The sequence below is a fragment of the Aureivirga sp. CE67 genome, from assembly GCF_015767245.1.
Classification (GTDB): Bacteria; Bacteroidota; Bacteroidia; order Flavobacteriales; family Flavobacteriaceae; genus Aureivirga.
This window is the reverse complement of sequence record NZ_JADOTV010000027.1, coordinates 25,115-45,644: the sequence shown is the minus strand read 5'-3', so window position 1 is coordinate 45,644 and position 20,530 is coordinate 25,115. Positions and strand designations below refer to the sequence as shown.

The 20,530-nt window shown below is 29.9% G+C and carries 19 protein-coding genes; 10 read left to right on the top strand and 9 right to left on the bottom strand.

The genetic code is table 11. The annotated features are described in order from the left end of the window. Positions 1-54 precede the first annotated feature (54 nt). Positions 55-510: a DinB family protein gene (locus I0K12_RS20115; RefSeq protein WP_196889979.1), complete on the bottom strand. Its 456-nt coding sequence runs from the start codon at positions 508-510 to the stop codon at positions 55-57. A gap of 132 nt (positions 511-642) precedes the next feature. Here I0K12_RS20115 and I0K12_RS20110 point away from each other — a divergent pair, with 132 nt between their 5' ends. From I0K12_RS20110 to I0K12_RS20085, 6 genes are all read left to right on the top strand, one after another. After that, positions 643-1,419 (top strand): hypothetical protein, encoded by a 777-nt coding sequence (locus I0K12_RS20110; RefSeq protein WP_196889978.1) that lies wholly within the window; start codon positions 643-645, stop codon positions 1,417-1,419. A gap of 35 nt (positions 1,420-1,454) precedes the next feature. Then, positions 1,455-2,075: a deoxynucleoside kinase gene (locus tag I0K12_RS20105; RefSeq protein ID WP_196889977.1), complete on the top strand. Its 621-nt coding sequence runs from the start codon at positions 1,455-1,457 to the stop codon at positions 2,073-2,075. Positions 2,076-2,214: 139 nt separating this feature from the next. Beyond that, positions 2,215-2,730, top strand: coding sequence for a DUF3575 domain-containing protein (locus I0K12_RS20100; RefSeq protein ID WP_196889976.1), 516 nt, complete (start codon positions 2,215-2,217; stop codon positions 2,728-2,730). A 204-nt stretch (positions 2,731-2,934) separates the two neighbouring features. Beyond that, complete coding sequence (locus I0K12_RS20095; protein ID WP_196889975.1) at positions 2,935-4,383, top strand: MBOAT family O-acyltransferase; 1,449 nt, start codon at positions 2,935-2,937, stop codon at positions 4,381-4,383. A 5-nt stretch (positions 4,384-4,388) separates the two neighbouring features. Next, complete coding sequence (locus I0K12_RS20090; RefSeq protein ID WP_196889974.1) at positions 4,389-5,354, top strand: hypothetical protein; 966 nt, start codon at positions 4,389-4,391, stop codon at positions 5,352-5,354. A 101-nt stretch (positions 5,355-5,455) separates the two neighbouring features. Next, entirely contained in the window at positions 5,456-7,129 is a 1,674-nt protein-coding gene (locus I0K12_RS20085) for an RluA family pseudouridine synthase (RefSeq protein WP_196889973.1), read from the top strand. 230 nt (positions 7,130-7,359) lie between these two features. Here I0K12_RS20085 and I0K12_RS20080 read toward each other — a convergent pair whose 3' ends face one another. The 8 genes from I0K12_RS20080 to I0K12_RS20045 form a co-directional block, all read right to left on the bottom strand. Next, entirely contained in the window at positions 7,360-10,002 is a 2,643-nt protein-coding gene (locus I0K12_RS20080; RefSeq protein ID WP_196889972.1) for a carboxypeptidase-like regulatory domain-containing protein, read from the bottom strand. Positions 10,003-10,305: 303 nt separating this feature from the next. Beyond that, a complete protein-coding gene (locus I0K12_RS20075; protein WP_196889971.1) occupies positions 10,306-11,010 on the bottom strand; it encodes a GLPGLI family protein in 705 nt (234 codons plus the stop codon). A 99-nt stretch (positions 11,011-11,109) separates the two neighbouring features. Then, a complete protein-coding gene (locus tag I0K12_RS20070; RefSeq protein WP_196889970.1) occupies positions 11,110-12,270 on the bottom strand; it encodes a metal ABC transporter permease in 1,161 nt (386 codons plus the stop codon). Continuing rightward, a complete protein-coding gene (locus I0K12_RS20065) occupies positions 12,263-13,393 on the bottom strand; it encodes a metal ABC transporter permease (protein WP_196889969.1) in 1,131 nt (376 codons plus the stop codon). The genes I0K12_RS20070 and I0K12_RS20065 overlap by 8 nt, the downstream gene beginning before the upstream one ends. Beyond that, the gene (locus I0K12_RS20060; RefSeq protein WP_196889968.1) at positions 13,393-14,130 is read right to left on the bottom strand and encodes a metal ABC transporter ATP-binding protein; all 738 of its coding nucleotides are present in this window, start codon (positions 14,128-14,130) and stop codon (positions 13,393-13,395) included. Before I0K12_RS20060 ends, I0K12_RS20065 begins: the two co-directional genes overlap by 1 nt. 1 nt (position 14,131) lies before the next feature. Next, positions 14,132-15,058, bottom strand: a complete 927-nt coding sequence (locus I0K12_RS20055; protein ID WP_196889967.1) for a metal ABC transporter solute-binding protein, Zn/Mn family — start codon at positions 15,056-15,058, stop codon at positions 14,132-14,134. 138 nt (positions 15,059-15,196) lie between these two features. After that, the gene (locus tag I0K12_RS20050) at positions 15,197-15,994 is read right to left on the bottom strand and encodes a transporter (RefSeq protein WP_196889965.1); all 798 of its coding nucleotides are present in this window, start codon (positions 15,992-15,994) and stop codon (positions 15,197-15,199) included. Positions 15,995-15,998: 4 nt separating this feature from the next. Further along, positions 15,999-16,658 (bottom strand): metal-dependent transcriptional regulator, encoded by a 660-nt coding sequence (locus I0K12_RS20045; protein ID WP_196889964.1) that lies wholly within the window; start codon positions 16,656-16,658, stop codon positions 15,999-16,001. Between the two features lie 237 nt (positions 16,659-16,895). Between I0K12_RS20045 and I0K12_RS20040 the strand changes: the two genes are divergently transcribed. The 4 genes from I0K12_RS20040 to I0K12_RS20025 all read left to right on the top strand — a co-directional run bounded on the left by I0K12_RS20040 (position 16,896) and on the right by I0K12_RS20025 (position 20,517). Further along, positions 16,896-18,245 (top strand): TlpA family protein disulfide reductase, encoded by a 1,350-nt coding sequence (locus I0K12_RS20040; RefSeq protein WP_196889962.1) that lies wholly within the window; start codon positions 16,896-16,898, stop codon positions 18,243-18,245. Positions 18,246-18,375: 130 nt separating this feature from the next. Next, entirely contained in the window at positions 18,376-18,708 is a 333-nt protein-coding gene (locus I0K12_RS20035) for an ArsR/SmtB family transcription factor (RefSeq protein ID WP_196889961.1), read from the top strand. Between the two features lie 2 nt (positions 18,709-18,710). Beyond that, positions 18,711-19,190, top strand: a complete 480-nt coding sequence (locus tag I0K12_RS20030; protein ID WP_196889959.1) for a DUF6428 family protein — start codon at positions 18,711-18,713, stop codon at positions 19,188-19,190. Positions 19,191-19,542: 352 nt separating this feature from the next. Continuing rightward, a complete protein-coding gene (locus I0K12_RS20025) occupies positions 19,543-20,517 on the top strand; it encodes a ribonucleotide-diphosphate reductase subunit beta (RefSeq protein WP_196889958.1) in 975 nt (324 codons plus the stop codon). Positions 20,518-20,530 lie beyond the last annotated feature (13 nt).

The following is a 20,530-nucleotide window of genomic DNA, read 5'->3' as shown; positions in this document are numbered from 1 at the left end:
TCGTCTTTCAATAAAAAACAAATTCCTTTGTTCTGTTATTTAGCTTTAAATCTTTTAGATTACTTTTTTCAGAGCTAAAATAGACCCAAAGTGAATTCCTTCGTGGAAATTATTAAACTGAAGTGCTTTTTCAAAAGAATCCAATTCTACATTTGCACTTGTCATATAAGTATGATAGTTTTTGAAATGACCTTTTTCATAAAGTTCTTTTGTCTTTAAAGGAATTTCTAAAAACAGCTTCTTTTGTTCTTCAAATAATTCTAAATCTATTTTATGTACTGGATGTGTTCCTTTTCTATAAAGCTCGATAAATTCATCATCTACCAAACAAGGTTCTCCAGATAATTTATGACACAATAATTGTTGCGTAACCGTCAAATGATTCATATTCCAAACGATATTATTTTTAAATCCTTTTGGAATCGTATTCAATTCTTCAATAGATAATCCTTCAATCACTTTCAGGAATGTCTCTCTAGTTCTTTGCAAAACATCAAATGCTTCTTTCATTGTTTTTGATTTAAATAATATAGACTGCAATTTATTAAAAACTTAGCTATTTCTTGTAAGAAAGCAGCTATGGAAATTTTTATGAAATATTTTATCTTTTTAATAGTTATTTTTGAATAAAACTAGAATCCAATGAAACTAAAACTATTTTTTGTCAGCATCTTTATGCTATTTTCAATTTTAGGTTTTTCTCAAATCAAAGCAACTTTGGTCAAAGAAATTCCTTTAGATGCAGATTCCTTTGTTGGCGTAGATACTTTTGAAAATTTCTATTTTGTAAAAGACAATATTTTATACAAAAAAACAGACAGTAATCTGCTTTCTTATGCAAATATTAGTTTGGGAAATATCAGCTCTGTAGATATTACAGATCCTACAAAAATTATTATTTTCTATAAGGATTTTTCCAGCTTTGATATTTTAAATCGAAACTTGATTAAGATAGAAACTATCGAACTTCTAGACTTAAACATGACTTTTATAAGAAAATCTACAGATTCAAATGTTTGGATTTATTCGGATGTTTTTCAAAAAGTATTTTTATACGATTATCGAATGAAAAGAATTATTCTAGAGTCGGAGTTTATTCGAAATAACGAAATCAAAGAAATGACTTCAAACTATAATTTTTGTTGGCTTTTAACAGAAAAAAATAGCATCATAGAACTGAATTTACAACTGAATATGACCAACATAGAGAAAGATTTGGAAATAGAAAAAATAGAAACAAATTCAAATGATTTGATATTAAAAACAGAAGATTCTTTTTATAAGTTATTCTCTGATAAAAGTCTTAAAAAAATAAATCTTTCAGCAAAAGAAATTAAGGATTTTTATTCAAATGAGAATTATCTTTATATTTTTGAAAGAAAGCAAATTAAAGTGTTTGAAATTTCAAAAAATGATTAACTTTATCCCTTAATTTTTTATTCAGAAAATAGATTATGCACGTAGCAATTGCTGGAAATATTGGAGCAGGTAAAACTACGCTAACCAAGATGTTAGCGAAACATTATAATTGGGAACCACATTTTGAATCAGTTGAAGAAAATCCATATTTAGATGACTTTTATGGAGAAATGGAGCGTTGGTCTTTTAACTTACAAGTGTTTTTCTTGAATAGTCGTTTTCGCCAAGTTTTAGATATTCGTGAAAGTGGAAAAGAAATTATTCAAGATAGAACGATCTATGAAGATGCGCATATTTTCGCACCAAATTTACATGCAATGGGGTTGATGACAAATAGAGATTTTAATAACTATGAGTCTTTATTTGAATTGATGGAAAGATTGGTTTCGCCACCAGATTTATTAATTTATTTAAGAGCTTCGATTCCTACTTTAGTTGGACATATCCACAAAAGAGGACGCGATTATGAAAACTCAATCAGCATCGATTATTTAAGTAGATTAAATGAAAGATACGAAGCTTGGATTTCTAAATACGACAAAGGGAACTTATTGATTATTGATGTAGACGACCTAAACTTCATCGATAAAGAAGAAGATTTAGGGTTTATCATCGACAAAATTGATGGACAAATCAACGGACTTTTTAATAAATAAAATTCCAACAAAACATAAAAAAATCCAGAATTAGCGTTCTGGATTTTTTTATGTTTATATAATATATTTTTAATACATAATATATTTATTTTATATTTTTTTTAATTATAATTGCATTTTTTAACAACAAATTATAATTATGAAAAAGTTAGTATTTCTTTTAGCCTTATTTATTTCAGTAACAACATTTGCACAAGAAAATAGTGTGAAAGTTGGATACAATTTCAGTGGATGGGCTTTAGAGTATGAAAGAAAAATTGCAGATCATTTTGCAGCGTCAGTATCATTAAGTACTGGTGCTAAACATGAATTTAGTAAACCATCATTAATTGATGAAGGTCTTGCTGATATCACATTTGAAGAAAAAGTTTTTGGTGTTGGATTACGTGGTAAATACTATTTCTATGAAGAAATTGAAGGATTTTATGTTGGACCATACTTAGGATTCGTTACTTTTAGTGTTGAAGATGAAAAAGGTAGTGTTTTTAAATATGGTGCAGGTTTTGGATACCAATGGATTTTTGACTCTGGATTCACAATTGATTTCAATTTAGGATATGGAGGAAAAAGTGACAACATTCCTGATGGTTATAGCATAAGTGATGATACTGTTTATACTGCTGATTTCGGTTTAAAACTTGGATATAGTTTCTAATTGAAATTCACTCAAAATAAATTTAAATCCAGAATTAGCGTTCTGGATTTTTTTATACCTAATATTAAGAGTTTTAATATTATTCAAAAAAGCAAGTTGATTTTTACATTAATAGCATCCTTTTTTAACGAATTAATATCATAAACTTTTTAAATTTGCGAATCAGAACAACAGGAAAACAAAAGAACTAACTAACTTAACCAAATGATTTTCAACTCGATTGATTTCGCTTATTTCTTACCAGTAATATTTATCCTCTATTGGTTTGTAACCCAAAAAAACTTAAAAGCACAAAACATCCTTCTATTAGTAGCCAGTTATATTTTTTATGGTTGGTGGGATGTTCGTTTCCTTACTCTTATTGCTTTTAGCTCTGCTTTAGACTATTTTATTGGTTTAAAAATGGGTGAAACAGAAAATCCAAAAAAACGAAAACTTTTATTAGCATTAAGTCTAACAGTGAATCTTGGTTTTCTTGGTTTCTTTAAATATTTCAATTTCTTTATCGAAAGTTTTTCCGATGCCTTTACGTTTTTCGGAGGAAATATTGCAGCTTCAAAACTTAATATTATTCTACCTGTAGGAATTAGTTTTTATACTTTCCAGACTTTAAGTTATACCATTGACGTTTACAGAAAAACCTTAAAACCAACAAAAGATCCTATTGCATTTTTTGCTTTTGTAAGTTTTTTCCCACAGCTTGTTGCAGGACCAATTGAAAGAGCTTCGAATCTTTTACCGCAATTCTACAAAAAAAGAACTTTTGATTATGATTTGGCCGTACAAGGAGGAAGACAGATTCTTTGGGGACTTTTTAAGAAAATGGTAATTGCAGACAATTGTGCAACCTATGCAAACATCATTTTTAATAATTCAGAAGATTACTCTGGAAGTACTTTACTTTTAGGTGGTGTTTTCTTTGCATTTCAAATTTATGGTGATTTCTCAGGATATTCAGATATCGCTATTGGTACTTCAAGACTCTTTGGTTTTGACTTGATGAAAAACTTTGCTTTCCCTTATTTTTCTAGAGATATAGCAGAATTTTGGCGTCGTTGGCATATTTCACTTTCCACTTGGTTTAGAGATTATCTATACATTCCATTAGGAGGTAGCAAAGGTGGAACTTGGATGAAAATTCGAAATACTTTTATCATTTTTGCTGTAAGTGGTTTTTGGCATGGAGCCAACTGGACTTTTGTTCTTTGGGGACTAGTAAATGCAATGTATTTCTTACCAATCATGCTTTTAAACAGAAATAGAAACAACATGGAAATTGTAGCACATGACAGAGCTTTACCAACAATTAAAGAAGTTTTCTCAATGCTAGTTACTTTTACTTTAGCTGTTTTAAGTTGGATTATTTTCCGAGCAGAAAACATCGGTCATGTAAAAGAAATTTTCTCTAAAATATTTTCTAGTTCTTTATTTAGCAAACCTGATTTTTACCAAATGGAAATTGCAAATGTAATTCTTTGGGTAGTTGCTATTTTTATGCTAATTGAGTGGATTGGTAGAAAGCAAGAATTTGCTATCGCAAATGCAAAATTTAGAATTCCAAGAGTTTTAAACTGGAGTTTTTATTTCGTTTTAGTTTTTATGATTTTGATTTTTGGTGGTAGCGAACAAGATTTTATTTATTTTCAATTTTAAGCCTTATGAAAAAGATATTTAAAGACATAGGAATCATTGTTTTATTTGGAGTTTTATTTGTATTAATTATGGATGTATGGCTTCGAAATCAAAACTCTGTATATAAAGCAAAACTCTCAGGTTTGGAAAAAGAAGTTGAAGATATTGAGTTATTAATTCTTGGTAATTCTAGAGCTGGATATGGAATCAATCCAACACTTTTTGATCAAAATGCTTACAATCTTGCCAACGTAAGTCAGTCTATTTATTTTGATAGAAGAATCACAGAAAAATATTTAGATCAAATGAATAATTTGAAGTACGTTTTTCTAAGTATTGACTACCATACTTTATATTTTTCTTCACAAGGTCGAAGAGATTATTGGTCGTATTATGCACATGACATCAAACATCCTGACAGAAGTTATACAATGCCTACAATCTCTCCTTTTCTTTACGGATATTCTTCAAAACCTTCGATGGCAATGCTAAAAAGAAGTGTGATTAATAATTTATCACACAATGATTCTATTCTTGATTTTGATGTAGAAAATGGAATCAATATTGAAATTCCGATGCAAAAAGGTTTTATCACCTATGAAAACACAGATAAAGATGCTTTCAATAAAATAGCTTATGAAGCTAGAGCAAAATATTTCAATGGAAAAACAGTAAATTCTAATGAAAAAGAAGATGTTTTAAAAGATTTAGAAGATTTTATTCAACTTTTGAAAGACAAAAATATTCAACCAGTTTTGATTACTTCTCCATGCATCAAAGAATTTAGAGATTTATTAGATGAAAAAATTAAAGCTCAAAACGAAAAAGATATCGCTTATTTAGTAGAAAAATACGGTTTACCATATTTCAACTATTTCAATGGAGAAGAATATTTCGAGAAAGATGAATTTTATAATTGTGATCATTTAAACCTAAAAGGAGCTGAAAAATTTGCGACTCTTTTAAACAAAAAATTAAAAGATTTTAAATAGTTCAAGACTTTAAAAAGTTTATTTAAACCAAATACTACTTCTAAAACTAAAAAAAGAAATTCTCACAGATTTCGTACTTTTGCGCTTTAGAACGATTTCCTATGCAGCAGACTTTTTTTAATTATTTTTCTACGGATATTCAACACATAGAAAAACCAGCACTTTTCACGTATCCTTTTTACTACCAACCTCATGAATTGAGTAAAATAGCTAGTAAAGAAGTACAAGATTATTTAGAAAAAAACTTCAATCATTTTTTTCAAATAAGCGATTCGAATCCTACAGGGATTATCGGAAAAATGTTTGGTGTTTTGATTGTAGAAAATGCTAAAAAAGAACTTGGTTATCTAATTGCTTTTTCAGGAAAACTGGATAATGAAAATCATCATGAATATTTCGTTCCTCCTGTTTTTGATATGCTAAAAAAAGATAGTTTTTTCTTAAAACAAGAAATTACAATCAACCAAATAAATGACACTATCGAAGAGATTCTTGACAACCCAAAATTTCAAGAATTAAAACAAAAACTTCAGAAAATAAAAAAGCAAGCAAAAGAGGAAATCGAGCAACAAAAAGCAGAAGTAATCGAACTTAGAAAAATTCGAAAAGCAAAGCGTGTTGAAGCAGAAAAAAATTTAAATCCAGAAGAATTTTCTAAACTAAAAGAAGAACTTTCTAAAGAAAGTATTGCCACGAAAAATAAAACTAAATGGCTTATCATTCGTTGGGAAGATACTATTATAGAGCTAGAACAAGAAGTTGAAGTTTTTACAGAAAAACTAAATGCTTTAAAAGAAGAAAGAAAAATAAGATCTGCCAACTTACAAGAGCAATTATTCAGAAGTTATCAATTTCTTGATGCAAACGGAAAACAAAAAGATTTATTAGATATCTTTTCGGATTATTCGCAAAGCATACCTCCTGCAGCAGCTGGAGAATGCGCAGCTCCAAAACTTTTTCAGCAAGCATATTTGGAAGGTTTAAAACCGATTGCAATGGCTGAATTTTGGTGGGGAGCTTCTCCAAAATCAGAAATTAAAAAACATAAATATTTCTATCCTTCTTGCAGAGGAAAATGCGAACCTATTTTAGCGCATATGCTTCAAGGTTTACATGTAGAAGAAAATCCAATGCTTATAAATCCTGCGGAAGGAAAAGAGTTGACCTCTGTTTATGAAGATGAACATTTAGTCGTAATCAATAAACCCGCAGAATTTTTATCTGTTCCAGGAAAAAACATCACAGATTCGGTTGCTAGCAGAATGAAAATTGCGTATCCAAATGCAACAGGTCCTTTGGTTGTGCATCGTCTGGATATGTCTACTTCTGGTCTTATTTTGGTTGCCAAAACGGAAGAAGTTTACAAAGAATTACAGCAGCAATTCATCCAAAGAACGGTGCAAAAAAGATATGTTGCACTTCTGGATGGAATTGTGAAAAAAAATGATGGAATCATCGATTTACCTCTGCGTCTAGATTTGGAGGATCGCCCAAGACAATTGGTTTGTCATGAACATGGAAAAACTGCCAAAACTAAATTTGAAGTTATCTCCATCAAAGACAATAAGACCAAAGTTTATTTCTACCCAATCACAGGTCGAACACATCAATTACGAATGCACGCTTCACATCATTTGGGACTGAATGCTCCGATTGTTGGAGATGATTTATACGGAAAATCTGAAAATCGATTACATCTACATGCGGAAGTTTTAACTTTCACGCATCCGATTTCTAAAAAAGAAATGACCGTAAGAGCAAACGCAGAATTTTAATTTATTTTAACCAAAATAAGAAGCTCTGGCGCACTTTTGTAAAGTGTGTCCATTTATTTTTAACCTAAATAGTTCTTATTTGGAGCTTCCCCTCTATTCTTCAACTTCGTTACACTTCGCTCAGAATTCGGGTCGGGCTTTCCGCTATATCTTTTTTGCTAAAGCAGCAAAATGAAGAAAAGCAAAAAAGGATGCCGCTACTATCCCTAAGCCAAGAAAACAGGAATGTTTTACAATAAATAACCAATTTTAAATAAAAGCATTCTTGGTAAAATATAAGTTCTAGAATCATAATTCATGTACAGATTCGTAGAACTATTTCTAGTATAAGTAATATCAAAAATATTTGTTGCTTTACATTCAAAAAACCAAGGAGCAGAACCATTTTTATAAGACAAACTCAAATTCGCTTCACTAAAAGTTGTACTATTTTCTTCTGTTTTGTTTTCAAAAATTTGCAAAGAATAATCAGGTTTTAATAAGAAATGTTTCCAAAAAGGAAATTCTAAACTTAAAGAAACTTCATCTGAAATTATTTTTACATCCGTATTCGATTCCGTGAAATTATAATTTCTAGAAACTTGAAAATCGTAATTAATTCCTTCCTTAAAACTAGAAAAATGAGAAAAACTCACACCATAATTCTTCAAATCTGTTTTAGTCAAAATCGAATTTATTGGGTTGTAATAGGTGTTTAAATCAAAATTTCCAGACAACTTAAAATGTAATTTTCGGATTCTCTTAGAGATCGAACCAGAAGCTGAAAAAGCCAAATCATTTGTTCTTAATAATTCTAAAGAATTCACACTATTAATTCCATTCAGAGCAATTGTTTCTTTAAAACTTCGAATCTTTCTTTCATAATTTAAATTCAAACCATAAGAAAAACGATAAGAACTATATTTAGAAAAGTTGAAAGAAAAATGATGTGCTAAACTATTTTCCAAATTTGGATTTCCTCTAAAAACTTGATTGAAATTTTGCAATACAAAACCATTCGCTAAATTTTTAATATTGGTGAAACTAGTTTGCATTTCATATCGAAATTCTAACTTTTTTGACTTGTTAAATTTATATTTCAACAAAAATTCTGGCAATACCAACTGAAGATCTTTAGAAGCATTTACATCCCAAAAATAAGCATGATAGAAAAGTCCTGGTTTCAACAACCACTTTCCTTTTTTCACTTTGTATTGCATTCCGAGATAAGAATCCGAAAACTGATAATTCAGGTTATTTCCAAAACCATTTGTTGAAAAATTATTTTCAGCTCCAGAATCCAAAACTTGAAAAGTATTCGTTTGATATTTCTCTGAATTAAATTGTGTTCCAACCGTCGTATACAAATGACTTAAATTCGTCAACACCCAGTAATGCTTGAAAACCACAGACAAATCTTGCATTTTTCTTTTGTTTTCTTGAAAAATAGTATACGTATCCGAAGAAATTAAAGGAAGAATCTCTGAAAGAATTTCCTCATCAGTTCTCCAATTTGTCTTTGGTGTTTTTTGTTTAAAATTATAATTCGCTCTAAAGCTTGAAGTATGTTTTTGATTGTATTTCTGATGCCAATCAAAATTGGATTTGATATCAAAGTTGGAAAAATCCGTATTGTTTTGAAGATAATTATTTTCTGAATTCGTTTCGGTTACAATAATTCCATCGGCATCTAGATTCAAGTTTTTTACATAAAAATCCAAAGTCAAATCAGAATTTTCAGAAGGATTTGATTTCAAACTTGCTTTCCATAACTGAAAATTTGACTTTGAGTGCTGCTTATTTTCTCTCGTTTCTAAAATATCATTAAACAAATAATCTATCTGAGAAATACTTCTTTTCTCCTCTTCTACTTCCGACCCAATTCCATAAGCTGTAAAAACTGTTTTCTTTGATACATTTTGAAAAACATTAAAAGCAGCAAACTTTTGCTTTCGCTCCATTGTATTTCTATTTGGTATCAAACTTGAAAGATTCTCATAAACACTAGCTTTTCTGGCTTCGGATTTAAAAATTCCCATCGCATCTCCTTCAAAAGCCATATAATCTTGAAAACCGAATGAACTTGTCCCAGTATTATTGAGATCTCCAATAAAATTAAGCGTCGTTTTTGGTGAATAATAATAAAGTGTCGGATTTATAATATATCTTTCTTTAATCCCTCCTCCGGCTTCTATGTTTCCAAAAGTAAATTTCTTTTTATTCTTTTTCAGCTTAATATTCATCGCTATTTTATTCGTATCATCTAAACCTTTTAGCAAAGAAACATTCGAATAATTTTCTAAAACCTCAACTTCTGCTACCACATCTGCTGGAATATTCTCCACAGCTAATTTGCTATTTCCTGTGAAAAATTGTTTTCCATCAACCAAAACTTTAGTTACTTTCTTTCCTTGCACTGTTACATTTCCGTTTTTATCTACTTCTACCATCGGAAGTTTTTTCAAAACATCTTGTAACTTTCGTTCTTTTCCGTTGACGAATTTATCTGTTTTATAGCGTATCGTATCTTCTTTTATTTCTACAGCCAAACTTCTTTCTAAAATCACTTCTCCGAGCTGCTCTTCTGTTGCTTGCAAAACAAAATGTTTTACTGTGTTTTCCTCTGCTTTCCAAGAAACACTTTGCTCTTTAAATCCGATATAACTTACTTTTAAAATGTAATTTTCTCCCTTTTTCAATTCTATATAATAGTTTCCTTCTTCGTCAGAAATAGCGAACTCTAAACCAGAATCTTTTTCGGGTTCTGCAATGATATTGGTATAAGGTAAAACTTGATTCAAAGAATCTTTTACAGTTCCTTTTAAAGAAATTGTTTGTGAAAAAAGAAAAATTCCTTTTAAGAATAAAAGGAAAAATAAAACAGATTTATACATAGCAATTTTGGAGGTTTTCTAAAAGAGTAAAGTTTTTTTATTGAAAATTAAACATTATTAAAATATAACACATCCCTAGCCCCTATCAAGAGTAGGGCTGTCAAGTTCTAGTTTGATTTATAGGTTTTTGATGATCGCTGGCGCGAGTTTGTAACTCGTGACCACACAAATGCTAGAAACAATGGGCACACTTTACAAAAGTGCGCCAGGTTTTCAATTAAAAAATTTGGAGAACCTGACAGCCCTGCCTCTCAAGAGGGGAACTTGACGAATTATATAAAATGAAACATAAAAACATCTATTTTAAAAAGGAGAGTTTTTCAACATCAAAGCACTAAATTCTTTTGATTTCATTTTCTTTCCTTTAGTTGGTTTCTGGATCTCCACTTCTTTTTTTTCAAAATTGATTTTTATAGCATTAAAAACCACAAACATTTCTTGATATTGTAAAATCAATCCTGGTAAACCTCCTATTCCTTTTGGTCCATATTTTAAAGGAATTTGTGGCGTAAACCAAGCAATTATTTTTCCTTTTCTTTTTTCATTATCTGTTTTAAAAATTGCTTTATAACAGGTATAATCTCCAATTTTCTTAGATTCTTTCGTTATTTCCCATTCTGAAGCTTTTGACTCTACTAAATATAAATCTCCATCATCTTCTGTTTGGTAAAAATTTTCTTTTTCTTTTGGGTTTGTATAAAATATTCTATCTCCTCCTCCAATTTTTTCTAAAGTATTAAAACCTATAGCATCTTCTTCTTCCACTTTTTCTATTTTTTGATACAGACATTCTTCCTGGTTAAAAGTCAGCAAAAACTCGGTAGGAGTAGCTTTTAAAAAAGACTTGATGACAAATGGGTTGGAATTTGCATCTTGTTTTTTCTTTTTCATATCTTCTATAAAACTTTTTGTATAAGATGTTTCATAGATAATTGTTCCTTGTATCTTTCTTTGACCAAACAAAACTAAAGATTGAAAACAAAATATAAACAGTAAAATATTTTTCATAACAAATCATTTAAATTATAGATTTCAAAGCCTTTACAATATAAACAAAAAAAACTCCACATCGCTAAATGTGGAGTTTTATAAATAATAAAAATATATTTAACCTCTAAATAGAAAAAAACGAGATTTCATTTCTTCTATTTCAGACTTTTTATTCGAAATGATATAAGAGATTGCTTCTTCTGTAAACAATTTTCCTTTGTCTGTTAGCGAAACAATTTGATTATTTATCGTAATCATATTATTCTTTAAAGCTAAATCTACTACTCTTTTTGAAGTTCCTCTTTGCCAATTTATCTCATCTTGTAAGTGATCTAAATGTCTTTCATTTTCTTCAGTATGATTGTGTAAATGTAAAAGAAAAGTCAGTAAAGAAACCTCAACTTTTTGTTGTCTTTGTCTATGTAAAACAGCAATAATTCCTTTTTTTGGTGCAAATAAATACGTGATAAAAAATAGAACTCCAAGTACTGTTGTGATAGATCCAGCAATCGAAGCATCTAAAAAATTCGCTACCCAATAACCAACTATCGCAGAAAATACTCCGCTTACAATTGAGATTCCTAACATTTTTTTCAAATCTTCGGTCAACAAATATGCTGTAGCAGCGGGCGCAATCATTAAAGCAACAACCAAAATTGCTCCAACAGCATCAAAAGCTCCAACTGTTGTTACAGAAGCAACAGACATCAAACCATAATGAATAATCGCAGGTGAAAAACCTAAAGCTGCAGAAAGTTGTGCATCGAATGTACTTACTTTTAATTCTTTGAAAAAAGTGATTAAAAGTGCGATTGTAATCAATAAAATCGTTCCAATAACCCAAAGAGATTTTGGACCTAAATCATAATCTTCCCAATAAATTCGATCAAAAGGAGCAAAAGCAATTTCTCCTAAAAGAACTGCATCTATATCTAAATGTACGTCATTAGCATTTTGTGCAATCAAGAGAACTCCAATACTAAACATGGCGGGAAAAACCAACCCGATGGCGGTATCTTCTTTAACCAAACCTGTTTTCTGAATAAATTCTACCAAAACAACTGTGATTACTCCAGTTAAAGCAGCAAGAACAATTAATAAAGGAGAATTTATGTTATGAGAAATAAAGAAACCAACTACAATTCCAGGAAGAATTGAATGACTAATTGCATCACTAATCATTGCCATTTTTCTTAAAACCAAAAATGTTCCAGGAATCGCACAAGCAATTGCTACTAAACTCGCAATTAATTGTATTTCAAATTGCGCACTAGTCATGATGTTGAATATTTTGTTGGTTATACAAATTAATTGCTTTATGATATCCCTTATCTGTCAGATTCCACATTTGTCCATTTAATTCAATCCACTGATAAGCTTCCATTTTTTTCAAAGATTTTCTAGAAAAACCTTGGAAGTTATTTAAGATTTTAATCTTATGTGGATGCTTAAAATTCTTATGTGTTTTTGCAATTTCATACATCACTGAAAGAGTTTTATGTAATTTCAGATTATTTCTGTTTTTCATAAAACGAATCTGACGAAACAGTAATCCTCTTGATGGAGCAAAAATGAAAGAAAACAAAACAAAAACTGCTGCTACAAGTACAATCACCGGACCTGTAGAAAGATTGTTTTGTGTTGCACTAATTCCTGTTCCAATAATTCCTGATAAAGCACCAAAAACTGCTGCAATTACAATCATTTTCCATAAATGATTTGTCCATTGTCTCGCTGCTGCTGCAGGAGCTAATAACATTGCACTCATCAAAACAACTCCAACTGTTTGCAATCCAAGAACGATTGCTAAAACCATAAAAGTTGTAATTAATATATCGATGATTCTCGTGTTGAATCCTAATGTTTTTGTGTATTCTGGATCAAAAAGTAAGATTTTAAATTCCTTCCAAAAGAATAAAAGTATTAAAAGAGAAATTCCTGTAACTCCGGCTAAAATCCAAACATCACTTTCCATTAAAGTTGCTGCTTGACCAAATAAATATTTATCCAATCCAGCCTGATTTGCATTTTCTTGTTTTTGAATGTAAGTCAATAAAAGCATTCCAAATCCAAAAAATAAAGAAAGAACCAAACCTAAAGCAGTATCCGATTTTAAATGTGTTCTTTTTGTAATTCCTTTAATCCAAAATGTTCCTAACAATCCACTAACTAAAGCTCCAATAAGAAAATAAAAAGAATTTTTAGCACCATGAATTAAAAAAGCTATAGCAATTCCTGGTAATGCTGCATGCGAAATGGCATCTCCCAAGAGACTTTGTTTTCTTAGAACAGCAAAACTTCCTAACATTCCACAAATAGCACCAAGCAAAGCTGTACCAAGAGTGATTGTTCGCAAGGTATAATCGGTGAAAACTAAAGTTATGTAATCTTGTAATCCCATTATTTTTGCATGCTTACTTTATAATTAATCCCATAAGTTTTGGTCAAATTATCATCGTTGAAAATATCTTTCACAGGACCAGTGGCAATTTTCTTCACATTTAAAAACGTTACCCAATCAAAATATTCAGGAACTGTTTGTAAATCGTGATGCACTACAATTACCGTTTTTCCAGCTTTTCTTAATTCTTTTAAAATTTGAATAATCGCTTTTTCTGTAGTTGCATCTACTCCTTGAAAAGGTTCGTCCATCAAATAAATTGAAGCATTTTGCACCAAAGCTCTCGCTAAGAAAATTCGTTGTTGTTGTCCTCCAGAAAGTTGAGAAATCTGTCGGTTTTGAAAAGGCAACATTCCTACTTTTTCTAAAGCTTCCAAAGATGCTTTCTTTTCTTTTTTTCCTGGCCTTTTAATCCATCCTAAACTTCCATAAGTTCCCATCATCACAACATCCAAAGCAGTTGTTGGGAAATCCCAATCTACACTACCTTTTTGCGGGACATAAGCAACTTTATCACGTTGTTTCTGATAAGGTTTTCCGAAAACTTTTACACTTCCAGCCAAAGGTTTTATAATTCCAAGAATCGATTTTATCAAAGTAGATTTCCCTGCTCCATTTGGGCCTACAATAGCCATCAAAACGCCTTCTGGAATCACTAAATCAATATCCCACAAAACAGGCTTATAATTATAAGCAACCGTTAAATCATCTACTTTTATTGCGTTTTGTTCTTGCATTTTATTTTAAAGCGTTAACAATCGTGTTTGTATTATAAATATACATTCCGATATAAGTTCCTTCCTCTGTTCCTTTACTTCCTAAAGCATCTGAGAATAATTCTCCTCCAATTGCCACATCATGACCTTTAGATTTTACAGCAGCTTGTAAAGCTTCAATTGTTCTTTTTGGCACTGAAGATTCTACAAAAATTGCTTTGATTTTTTTCTCTATAATTAAGTTAGAAAGTTTTTGTACATCTTGCACACCAGCTTCTGTTGCTGTTGATAATCCTTGTAAACCTACAACTTCAAAATCATAAGCTTTTCCGAAATAGTTAAAAGCATCGTGTGCTGTTACTAAGATTCTTTTATCAACTGGTAATTCGTTGATTTTTGTTTCAATTTCTTTTGCTAAAACATCTATTTTTTTTAAATATTCTTCTCCATTTTTAGCATAAAAATCTTTATTCTTAGCATCTACTTTTTGTAAGGTTTCCGAAACATATTGTGTTACTTTTTTCCAGTCTTGAATGCTGAACCAAATATGTGGATCGTAGTTGGAATCAAATAATTCAGAAGGAATTAAATCTGCTTTAGAAACAGCATCTGCAACCGCAAAAGTCTTTTTATTTTGATGTTTCATCTTTTCAAAAACTTCTACTAATTTTCCTTCCAAATGCAATCCATTATAAAATACAACATCTGCATTGAAAAGCTTGTTTACATCTCCTTCAGAAGCTTTGAATAAATGTGGGTCTACCCCAGTTCCCATCAATCCATTTAATTCGATTTTATCACCTCCGATGTTGTGTAATAAATCCGTAATCATTGTTGTTGTAGTAACAACATTCAACTTCTCATCTCCTACAACAGTTTCTTTTTTATCTTTCTTTTTACAGCTAAATAAAAGAACTGTTATCGTTAGTAGTAATGCTATTTTTTTCATTTTAATTTGATTTAAATATTTTCAAAAATCCCCAAAACTCTTCGTAAAAATGACTAATTAAAACTGATGTTTGTAGAGTATGGGAATTTTGTTTTTTTTCTATTGTTTAAAAATCTTCTCTCTAGAGATAAAATATTTTTATTTAAATAATCTTACTGTAAATCCTGTACTGATAAAATAATCTTGATCTGAATTAATACCAGAACCACCTGAAATATCCCATTGAAAAACATCTGTTATTAAGAATAAAAATCCTGCATCAAACAAATGATCTGGATGTCCATTTTCTTCTAAAACACCATAAACTTCTCCAAAAACAGAAAGTCTATCCAAAATGCTATAACTCAAAGAAGCTGTATAAGCATATTGTAAGTTTTCTCCAGTAGCCCAATTCGTTCCAAAATTATAACCTAAACTAAATTTATCACTCAAAGTATGTTCGAAAGCCAAACGAGTATCCATTGCAGTACCTTCAGGTTTTAATTCTTTTGAAGCTGTAAATGGAAAATACATATGAGATAAAAATCCGATTTTTGGTCGCCAACCTTTTTCTTCTGCAATCGTATATTTAAATCCAAATCCCATTGGAGCAAAACCAGAAGATTTAGAATCCATATTCACCGTATTTGCAAAAGGTAAATTTTTAGAAGTCATTTTTGACTCTTCAATGTTCCAAATCAAACGCAGCTCAAAATTTTCCAAAAGACCAAAGCGCAACAAACTTGTATTGAATTTTGTATTTTCAGTTTCGTCAAAATCCGAACTCAATTTTTCATACTGAAAACCTGTTTCCCACTGCACAGCTCCTACAGGAACGACTGTAGCCGATTCTGTTTGATCCGGTCTGTCTGTTACTAAATCTGGTTTTTCTTGTTCTTGTGCATTTGCAATAAAAGCTGAAAAACTTAAAGCTAATCCTAATAGTACTTTTTTCATCATATTAGATTTTTTTATTAACGTAGATAATTTTTGTAAAATCGTTATTCAGTAATAAAGTATTTCCATTCACTTGGATCTGCGTCATCTTATTTTTCTCATATTGTTTGACAACTTCTATTTCTGCTCCGTTGTTCAAACCATTTTCAGCACAAAAATCAAAAAAGTCTTTATCGACACTTACTAATCTTGAAATTTGATACTTCCTTCCTTCTTCCGCATTTAATAAAACGATAGAATGATCTTCTGTGTGAATAATTCCATTAACATCTGGAATCGGATCTCCATGTGGGTCGTATTTTGGATAACCTAAAAATTCATCCATTTTTTGGGCTAAAAAATCTGAAGTTTGATGCTCTAATAATTCTGCTTCAATATGAATTTCGTGTAAAGACATATCGAATAATTTAAAAAGAAGTGCTTCCCAAAGTCTGTGTTTACGAACAATTCTTAAAGCGTATAATTCTCCTTCCTGTGTTAGTTTTAGTTCTTTATATTTTTCATAATTCACTAAATTCTTTTTAGAAAGATTTTTCGCCATATCTGTGGCAGCTGCATTGCTTATTTTCAGAAAAGAAGCAACGGAACCAGGTTTTGTATCTCCTTCGTGTTTTCGGCTTAAATTATAAATAGCCTTGATAAAATTTTCTGTTGCTACAGACATATTAAAGTTTTTGTAATAAAATTTTTAAGCTTACTTAAATTTTAAGCAAAGATACATTAAAAATTTATTTTCATTTACAAAATCAATTATTTAGAACGCTTCCTTGTAATTTAATTTCACTTTATTCTATTTTATTTAATTTTAGGAATATTTCTTGTTTAACTTTGGGAAGTAAAAAATTTGAATTTAAAAAAGGCATTCCTTAGTTTTAAAATTCTTCTATAATAAATGAATATCATGAAAAACATATTGAATATCTTAATGTTGATTTGCTTCACTACGCTTTCTTTTGCACAAAGTAAAGTGAATATCAAACTCACGAATCCGGAAGGTTATGAGTGGGCAATTTTATATAAAATCATCGATGGACAACAAGAATATATTCAGAATACAGAACTGAAAGACGCTACATATACTTTTGATTTGGACAAAGATGCTAGTAAAGGAATTTATCGTGTAGCATATTCTATGAATCAATCTCAGGTTGTTGATTTTATTTACGATGGAAAAAACATTAATTTTTCTATAAATCCAGCCAATCCTTTTGAAACTATTTCTTTTGAAAATTCAGAAGAAAATATTCTTTTCCAAGATTATAAAAAAGATATTTTGGAGGAACAAACAAAGTTAGATCAACTGCAAATTTCTTATTTCTCTGCAAATTCTGCGCAAGAAAAAAAGGATATAGAGAAAGAATATCAAAACGATTACTTAGCTCTTGAAAATAAACAAAAATCTTATGAGGAAAAATCTAAAAACACTTTTGCTTATCATTTAATTAAATCTAGCAGAAGATATTTTAGTCCAACTTTATATAAAACACAAGAGACTTTCTTAAACGAATTCAAAAAACATTATTTTGAATATATTGATTTTTCAGATAAAGAATTGAACAAATCTAGTCTTTTGATTGATAAAGTAATTGAATATGTTTTCTATGTAAATTCTTCAGAAGATAAAGAAGTACAGAATACTCTTTATAAAAATTCGCTTCAAGAGGTGATGCAAAAAATTGGAAACAATGAAACTGCTAAAGCTTATATTACAACTTCACTTTTATACGCTTTTTCTCAATTAGAAAATCATGATTTATTAAAAATAATGTTGGATGATTATTATGAAAAACTTCCTCGTCAATATGTAGATGAAAATGTAGTAAGAGAAATGGAAGCAAAATTAAAAACTGCTATTGGGAGTTTGGCGCCAAATATTTCTTGGGAAGAAAATGGAAAACAAAATAGTTTAGAAAATCTTGCTGAAGAAGAAAATTATCTAATTGTTTTCTGGAGTACAACTTGTCCACACTGTTTGAATGAAGTTCCTGTTTTGTATGAAAAAACAGCAAATGACAAAAACTTAAAAGTAATTGCTGTAGCACTTGAAGATGATGATAAGGATTATTCAATTTATAAAGCAAAATTCAAAAACTGGATCAATGTATATGGAATCGGGAAATGGGAAAATCAATTTGCAATAGCTTATGATATTCATGCGACTCCTACTTATATAGTCTTAAATTCGAAAAAAGAAATAATTGCAAAACCAGATACTTATGAAGATGTTTTGAATTATTTAAACATAGAATAAACTCCTATAATATATATAGTACAAAATCAACGTCTATCTGACGTTGATTTTTTTTAACATAACTTTTTAGCTAAAGATTTTTATAATAAAACTCAATATCGTAATATTGCGATAATAAATATTTTTAATCATGGGAACAACTAAAACACAAGTTTTTACGGATAAACAAAACGAACTAGCAAATATCTTGAAAGTATTAGGACATCCAGCTCGTTTGGCAATCTTGGAGCAAATAGCAAATCAGGATGAGTGTATTTGTAATGATTTTGTCTTGAAGATAGATTTAGCACAGGCTACGATTTCCCAACATTTGAAAGAGTTAAAGAAAATAGAAATCATTCAGGGTACAATTTCAGGAAAAAAGATGTCTTATTGTATCAATCAGAAAAAATGGAATGAAGTTCAGACAATCATAAATCAATTTTTTAAACAAGATATAAAAACTAAAAGCTGTAGTAACTAGTTATGAAAACAAAAGAATTATATGAGATCATCAAAAGAAATGGAGAGAAGCCATTACTTTTTGAATATGCAACAGGAGTTTTAGTCGGATCAAACTATCATTTGACAGAAGTAAAAAATGTCATTATAGAATCTGTAGATTGTGGAGCTGTTCCGCATAATTGGAAAGAAACAGTTTTACAACTTTGGGAAAATCCGTTAGAATTAGGAAAAGCTACTTATATGACTTGTGCAAAAGCAGGTTCTATTATAGATAAGGTAAATGGGATTCGTCCTATTGATATGGAAACGGAAGTAAAAATCGAGTACGGAAACAAGATTTTCCATACAACACAATTAAATGTTCGTAGAGTTTTAGAAACAGATCGTTATGTTTTGGTAAAACTTGCTACAGAAAAAACACAATGTAAAGCTCCAGATCTTTGCGGAACACCTGAAGAAGAAGCTTCAAGTTGTTGTACACCAGATTCTGGTTGTTGTTAAACAATAATTCGTAAAAAATAAAACTATTTTAGCCTAAAAAAGTCCTTTTTAATTAAAGATTTTTTTGGGCTATTTTTTTACCTTATTATTTCTAAAAATGATGCAAAAAAAATTGTTATTAAATTCTTGAAAAAAAAATATAGATTCATTTTGATATTTATAAAATACTGATAATCAATGATTGAATGAAAATTTTTAAGCAAAATTTTTGTTAGAATTTTTCGGATTGTGAATAAATAATGCATTTTGTGAATAAGTCCATCTTTCGCCGTATTTCTTTTTTTTTAAACTTTGTTCTATCAAATGAAATAGAAAAAGTAATAATATAATTATTTAAAAAAATACTATAAATATGAAGTCTACAATGGAGCCTATTTTACAGCCAAATGAGAATAGATTTGTAATATTCCCGATTCAACATCATGATATTTGGGAATGGTATAAAAAACAAGAAGCGAGTTTTTGGACAGCAGAAGAAATAGACTTACATCAAGATATTGTAGATTGGAAAACGAAGCTAAATGATGATGAGCGTTATTTCATCAAACATATTTTAGCCTTTTTCGCTGCATCTGATGGTATCGTAAACGAAAACTTAGCAGAAAACTTCATCAATGAAGTACAATATTCTGAAGCAAAGTTTTTCTACGGATTCCAGATCATGATGGAAAATATTCACTCGGAAGTTTACTCTTTATTAATTGATACTTATGTAAGCAATGAAGTAGAGAAAGACAAACTTTTCAGAGCTATTGAAGTTTTCCCAGCTATTAAGCAAAAAGCTGAATGGGCTTTAAAATGGATCGAATCAGATTCTTTTGCAGAAAGATTAATTGCTTTCGCAGCCGTAGAAGGAATCTTTTTCTCAGGAGCATTCTGTTCTATTTTCTGGTTAAAGAAAAGAGGATTAATGCCTGGTCTTACATTTTCAAATGAATTAATCTCAAGAGATGAAGGTCTGCACTGTGACTTCGCTGTTCACCTTCACAACCACCATGTTATAAATAAAGTGCCGAAAGAAAGAATTGTGGAAATCATCACAAATGCACTTGATATTGAAAGAGTATTCATTACAGAATCTCTTCCAGTTAGTTTAATTGGAATGAACTCAAAATTAATGACACAGTATTTAGAGTTTGTTGCAGATAGGCTTTTAGTTGAATTCGGATGCGAGAAAATTTACAACTCTACAAATCCTTTTGATTTTATGGAAATGATTTCTTTAGAAGGAAAAACAAATTTCTTCGAAAAAAGAGTTTCTGAATATCAAAAAGCAGGAGTAAAAAGTGGAGGAACTGGAAGTATCTCATTTGATGCAGACTTTTAATCCCCTATAACTA